The organism is Coxiella-like endosymbiont (assembly GCF_002871095.1).
Taxonomy (GTDB): Bacteria; Pseudomonadota; Gammaproteobacteria; order Coxiellales; family Coxiellaceae; genus Coxiella.
In genome coordinates this window covers 1-6,874 of sequence record NZ_NSHJ01000128.1, presented here as the reverse complement: position 1 = coordinate 6,874, position 6,874 = coordinate 1, and the positions used below count along the sequence as shown (strand labels likewise).

Sequence of the window (6,874 nt, the reverse complement as noted above, 5' to 3'; positions counted from 1 at the left end):
AGAAAGCACTTTTATCTTTACAAGCTCTTTCACCTTCTTTTATAATTAAATTCATAAGATTTTAAATAAGGTTTTAATTGTTAAAATTAGAATAGGGATGCGCCATGTCAATAAATTCAATTATTTTTATATTATTATCATGTTTCGCATTACTACTTTTTATCATTGCTGTTTTGATATTTCGAGGAAGAAATCGAATGGAATTCAATCAATCCTCCAAAGATTTTTCTAATGATCAAATTTATATAGGTAATTTACCTTACCATATCGGGGAGGATGATTTACATAATCATTTTTCCCGTTTCGGGGTTATTGAAACTATTAAAATAGTAAGAAACTTTCGTACGGGCCGCTCTAAGGGTTATGCGTTTGTGACTTATACTAATGCAAAACAAGCTGTTAAAGCATTAAGTGCGCATGGTAAAGATTTACAAGGACGATCGTTAGTAGTCCGAATTGCTAAATCAAAAGAACAACAGCACGCTTATACGTGAAAGCACTTATAATAAAAAATTTAAAAAAAACATATGCAAATGGTATTCAAGCTTTAAAAAGCATTAACTTTGCAGTAAGTGAAGGTGATTTTTTTGCGTTACTTGGTCCTAATGGAGCTGGAAAATCAACGGCGATTGATATTATTACCTCCCTCACAAATAAAACTAGTGGGAAAGTATTTATTTACGGGTATGATATTGATAAAAATTTTGCAGCAGCTAAGGCTTGTATAGGCGTTGTCCCTCAAGAATTTAATTTCAATATTTTTCAATCAGTACTTGATATTGTACTGCAACAAGCAGGTTATTATGGCATTTCTCGAAAAAACGCGATGGTAGAAGCAGAAAAATATTTAAAGCAATTGGGTCTTTGGGAAAAACGTCATAGTATAGCCAGGCAACTCTCGGGAGGATTCAAACGTCGCCTGATGATTGCACGAGCTCTTATTCCTAAACCACGCATGTTAATTTTGGATGAGCCAACAGCAGGTGTAGATATTGAAATTCGACGTTCTATGTGGCAATTTTTGCAAGAATTAAATCAACAAGGAATCACAATTATTTTAACAACTCATTATCTTGAAGAAGCTGAATATTTATGCCGTAATATTGCCATCATTGACGACGGGAAAATTATCGAAAATACCACTATGGCAAATATTTTAACTAAATTTGATGCTGAACGATTTATTCTTTATCTCGATCAACCCCTAGAAAAATTACCCATCATAAAAAGTTATCAATTTTGGATAAAAGATTCTCGAACGCTAGAAGTTGAAGTTCTTAAAGAACAAACCTTAAGTAGTTTATTTGAGGACTTAAAACGACATAAAATTAAAGTAAATAGTATGCGAAATAAAGCTAATCGTTTAGAAGAATTATTTCTCAAGTTAACGGTAAAAAATAATGAGTTTTAAAAAAAATCGAATAGCCTATCAAACGATTGTCGTTACGGAATTAAAACGCATTCTAAGAATTTGGTCCCAAACTTTATTGCCTCCTACAATAACAAGTATTCTCTATTTTATTATTTTTGGACGAGTAATCGGGACTCGAGTAGGATTGATGGGAGGATATAAATACGTTCAATTTATTGCTCCTGGTCTGATTATGATGAATATAATTACTAGTTCTTATGCTAGTGTGGTCTCCGCTTTTTTTGGCGCTAAATTTCAAAGGCACATTGAAGAAATATTAATTTCTCCTGCTTCTAACATAACAATACTTTTAGGTTTCATAAGCAGTGGTCTTTTTCGGGGAATTATTGTCGGAATTATTGTATCTATTATTGCACTTTTTTTTACACATTTACATATCCACTCTTTAATCACAATTACATTAACAGCACTTTTAGCCTCTAGTATTTTTTCACTAGCTGGTTTAATTAATGCTATTTATGCCAAAAATTTTGATGATATTTCAATCATACCTACTTTTGTTTTAACTCCATTAACTTACTTGGGTGGTGTTTTTTATTCGATTAATTTATTACCTTTAGTATGGCAATATGCCTCCTATTTAAATCCTATTAGCTACATTGTTGATAATTTTCGATATGGGTTGTTGGGTATTACAGACAGCCGACTTATTCTTTCTTATTTTTTAATGCTAGCTTTTGTTATTATTTTATTTGGTATCACTTATTTACTTATGAAAAAAGGGGTTGGGTTACGGGATTAACAAACTTTTTAGCAATTTTTGACAAGAAAGCCCTGATAATAAAGTAAGATCAAGGGTAGATCTAGAGTTCTTCACATTTTTAAAGATGCATTTTTAAGAATCAAGTAATGATTGTGCTCCAAAAGGGTTAAATTTTTTCTCTAAAAATATAATAGCTTGACCAAGCATGAGATTGCGTTCTTAATTTTAAATTCGTTAGGATGTTTTCACTCAGCAGGTATTTTGATATTTTAACAGCCTCATTTCTACTACACCTAACAAGCCAAAGCCCTGCTAAGAAAGAAGATAAGTACTCCAAAAAACGTTATTTTCAATATTCGTTAGTTTTTTTATACACACTTTACGATTCTACTATTAATACCTAGTTTATAAAGAAAAATTTGGAGGATATCTTCTTTTGGGGGGATGTGTTCTTGTCTCTATTCGAATAAAGCATTACGACTGTTTAAAGCTAAAATAAAAACTTTAAGACCAGTAAACAAATTTTGGGGCTAAAAATATATATATACTCCAGACCCAAATCTGTATATTTTTCTTTCAACACTGGCAGTCATAGTTTAGGTAATTGAATTCACTTCATGAGGCCGAAGAAGGAACGTTACGCAACCAGATTCATTACCCCCCCCCACAGAAAAGCAATGCAAAATATAAAAAAACACTTCCCGTCTTCCCAATCCATAGAGAGCCTTCCTATCTAGATGGCAATGAATACATGGCAATGAATAAGTTTTTTCTTTTCAATTAAAGAGGCGAGAGCCTGCTACAAAAACAATGATTTTCAGTTCATAAGTAATTTTACTATTAAATCGATAAGCAACTATCACTAATCATCATCTATTTTAGGAATAATGATCTATTGCAGGAATCAATCATTTGTTTTTTGGTATTGAGGAGTACGCAATAACAACCTATACTATAAGTGCTTTTTTTATCATTTTAATTCTTAGATACTTATTTTTCTTAGTCTAAAATTAAGACTGTTTTTCTATCATTTGAGAAGCAGTAACTTTTTGTTTGGGTACTCAATTACTTACATCAATCACTTACAATAGTCTACAGTTTATTAATTGTCTTACTATAAAAATGAAAGTAAATTTAATTATCAGTAGAGGAGGCATCAATCAAGCAAGGTTTAAAAAAGCAAGAAATTTTACTCTACAAAGCTTTGTATTTAATTAAACCTCTGAAATTTTTGCTATTTTGCTATGTTATTATAATGATCTCCGACGTAATTAGATGACTCATTTAGGATTATTATTATCATTACTTATCAGACCGTAAATGAGTATAAATACAAAGCTCAAACATCAAACCTACCGAAAATTACTCAAGTATTCTCTCCTTTAAAGAAAAATTTCAAGGATAGGAGGGGAGTATAAATTGCCCTATACAGGATTTTTGTTGCTTTCCTATTAATCTACTAAGAGCACAACAAAAAAGCAGGTACGATTTTTACTCGAACTCTTTGTGATTCAAGAAATTAGTGACGGAAACTGTAATTAAAACCTCTTTTACTATACGTTCTCCCTTCCACTTGCTAAGGGGGGTATCTAGTACTACCTAAACTGTAGGATAGAAATCATCCCTATATTTTTTAAAATTTAAATCAGAAGATAATTTTTACAATTCCTTATACACAAAATTTTACAGTAATTGTAAAGCATGTTTTTTTTGAGAGAAACACTCCACAATTAACAGATGCTTATGATTTCTATTTTTAGAGTCAAATTTACTATTTTATGGCGCTTTAGCTAAGTGTGTTCTCTGATAGTTAGAAAGCCCCTTGGATTATAAATTTTCTCTTTTGCTTGGAAAGTTGCTTAAAATCTGTCAATTTTACAGGATTTTTGTTAACAACAAAGAAAATATTTTAGATTTTATAAACAATTTTTTAGTTATCATAGAAATGGTTATAGCAACTTAATTTAAGTATTTTAAAAAAATACGATTCATTTTAAAGATCTATGCCTTTATTTTAGTGGGGAATCATATGTAAAAAAATTCGTTATTTTTATAAAGTACGAATAAGCTAAGGAGATTAGCTAAAATATACTTTTAAGTCGAAGAAAGAAACTAAGAGTTACACTCTATCGGATAGGAAAGGAAGTAAGGAAGTAAAACAACTTAAAGAATTTTACTGAGTTATCTATGATACAAAATAATATAAATTTAACTAGAGACTTTTTTGATCGAGATACGCTTAAAGTAGCTCAAGATTTACTGGGCAAAGTAATTCGAGTGCGATACCAAACTGTTTGGTTATGTGCGCAAATTATTGAAACAGAAGCATACTATATTCACGAAAAAGCAAGTCATGCTTCTCTAGGTTTTACCGAAAAGCGCAAAGCTTTGTTTATGCCTGCAGGAACTATCTATATGTATTATGCCCAAGGAGGTGATTCTCTAAATATTAGTTGCCACGGCGAAGGAAATTCTGTTTTAATTAAATCTGCTGTGCCTTATGAGGGTGTTAAAAATTTTAAGTTAATGGTAAGTATCATGCAGCAATTAAATCCTTGTAAAAACAAACCTGAATATCGAAAACCCAAACACCTTTGTGCTGGACAGACTTTGTTATGTAAATCCCTTAATTTACGTGTGAAAGATTGGGATCAAAAAAATTTTTCCCCGCAACGATTTATTATTACCGATCAGGGTTATTATCCTGGCAAAATTATACAGACTCGGCGATTGGGAATTCCTAAAGGACGAGATGAAGATTTACTGTATCGATTTGTGGATTATGATTATTCTCATTGTTGTACCAACAATCCACTTAGCAAAAGAAAGTGGCAAGTCGGAAAAGATTATTTTATAATAAAGATAAATTCCCCTGTAATTGACCAAAGAAGTATGAAATGTTCCGACTAGATCTCCTAGAAGACCCTCTAGAGCAATTTAAGTTATGGTATGAAGAGGCTTCTACTCTAAAGAAAGTTTATGACCCACTAACAATGACTTTAGCTACTGCTAACGCAAAGGCAAGACCCACTGCACGTATTGTATTATATAAAGGAATAACGAAAGGTGGGTTTCTTATTTTTACTAATTATTATAGCCAAAAGGGTATTGATTTAGCCGAGAACCCTTATGCAGCTTGGGTATTTTATTGGCCAGAAATTTATAAGCAAGTACGTGGGGAAGGGCATGTTGAAAAACTAACTTATGAAGAATCAAAGACTTATTTTGAAACGCGTCCTTATGAAAGCCAAATTAGTGCATGGGTCTCGGAACAAAGTCAAGAAATTCCTAACCGGGAGTATTTAGTTAATCGATATACAAAATATCGGAAAACATTTCCTAAGGAAATGGGGGTACAGTGCCCCCAATTTTGGGGCGGTTTTCGGTTAGTTCCAACTCGAATGGAATTTTGGACCGGTCAAGATCATCGTCTTCATGATCGTTTTTGTTATTTCAAAGAAGGTAATCATAAATGGAGAATCATTCGATTGGCTCCCTAACTTAATAAAGAATTAAATCTGGGTTAATAAGTATATAATCGTTATTATTTTAGTTTCCTGGTTGTTATACCCACTCAATACTTTCATCATCGATAAAACAGCTGTGACAAACGAACGCCATGACAAAAAGAAGAAAACCGCTAATTTTTATAAAGCTTTTACTCTGATTTACATACAATCAGCATCTAAAAAGTTATTGATTTTGATTACACTCAAATTGATTACACTCAAACCCGAAGTAAATTAAATTTTTACTCAGGAATTAAAAATGAATCTGGATTATATTATTATAATTTTTTGATATAGACGTTAAACAACTGGCCTTTCAATCCATTTTTTGTTGTTATATTTATATATGTATAGTCGGTATTATATTGAGTCATCCTATGATGACCTATGCGCGTTTGAGATCGAGGGGCTAAAGCAATACAAAATACTAAATCAAACATTTATTTAGTAGAGTCAAAATCGAAAAAACGGACTCTATTACGATAATCAATCTAAAATTGGTGATTAAAATTATGAAAGCCTTTGTTAAAAAGGCAACTAATATTGTTACCCAATTATCCCAAGCAGAGGAGTTTTTATAACTACGTTTTCCGAGACAATAGCACAGGGGCGTGAATAAAGAAAGTCAGTTGATGATATGAAAGTAGGACAATGCGCATATAAGAGATAAAAGCCAGTTTGGAGAGTTTTTAAAAACTTCGAAATAAACTGTTTTTTTTCATGATATTTCAGTGATATCTTGATTAATTCTCTATATACTTACTTTAATAAGCAACTGTAAAAGATAGTCAATGTTTTTATATAATTATCTTTAGTTCCTAGTGCGTACGTTTGTTTGTTAAGAAAATTATATGAAAAATAATGTAGTGTTTAGAAGCAAATTAAAAAATTATAATAATTACTTGGTAAACACTTTATGGATAAAAAAGTAAAACAGCTGTTTATTAATAATGTATTGAAGAATATAAAGTTATCTTATACAGTTATATTCCGGAAATCAGTATCTTTCATTAAAGAAAAATTAAAGAGCATGAAAAGTTAAAAAACTAGTTTGGAAGCTATAAAATTAATTGTGCTAAACACAAAATAGGTTCAATAAAAAATACCATACTTTTAATTATACAACCTCATGACTTCTTTTAATTATTTTCCGATAACAAACGAAACAGATTAACAAAAAACTCCTAAGCTTATTTTTTTGGATCTTATTTATGATGAAAGAACTGATAC

At 31.0% G+C, this 6,874-nt stretch carries 6 protein-coding genes; all 6 read left to right on the top strand.

Features of this window, described 5'->3' with window-relative positions; translation table 11 throughout:
• Positions 1 to 197: 197 nt before the first annotated feature.
• The 6 genes from CLERM_RS02970 (at position 198) to pdxH (ending at position 5,635) form a co-directional block, all read left to right on the top strand.
• Positions 198 to 494 (top strand): RNA-binding protein, encoded by a 297-nt coding sequence (locus CLERM_RS02970; protein WP_236905116.1) that lies wholly within the window; start codon positions 198 to 200, stop codon positions 492 to 494.
• Entirely contained in the window at positions 491 to 1,411 is a 921-nt protein-coding gene (locus tag CLERM_RS02965) for an ABC transporter ATP-binding protein (RefSeq protein WP_102157110.1), read from the top strand. The genes CLERM_RS02970 and CLERM_RS02965 overlap by 4 nt, the downstream gene beginning before the upstream one ends.
• A complete protein-coding gene (locus CLERM_RS02960; RefSeq protein ID WP_102157109.1) occupies positions 1,401 to 2,174 on the top strand; it encodes an ABC transporter permease in 774 nt (257 codons plus the stop codon). Before CLERM_RS02965 ends, CLERM_RS02960 begins: the two co-directional genes overlap by 11 nt.
• A gap of 565 nt (positions 2,175 to 2,739) precedes the next feature.
• Positions 2,740 to 2,919, top strand: a complete 180-nt coding sequence (locus tag CLERM_RS03895; protein WP_145996296.1) for a hypothetical protein — start codon at positions 2,740 to 2,742, stop codon at positions 2,917 to 2,919.
• Positions 2,920 to 4,322: 1,403 nt separating this feature from the next.
• Positions 4,323 to 5,045, top strand: coding sequence for a DNA-3-methyladenine glycosylase (locus CLERM_RS02955; protein WP_179946446.1), 723 nt, complete (start codon positions 4,323 to 4,325; stop codon positions 5,043 to 5,045).
• Complete coding sequence (gene pdxH, locus CLERM_RS02950; RefSeq protein WP_102157108.1) at positions 5,033 to 5,635, top strand: pyridoxamine 5'-phosphate oxidase; 603 nt, start codon at positions 5,033 to 5,035, stop codon at positions 5,633 to 5,635. The genes CLERM_RS02955 and pdxH overlap by 13 nt, the downstream gene beginning before the upstream one ends.
• The last annotated feature ends 1,239 nt before the right edge of the window (positions 5,636 to 6,874 follow it).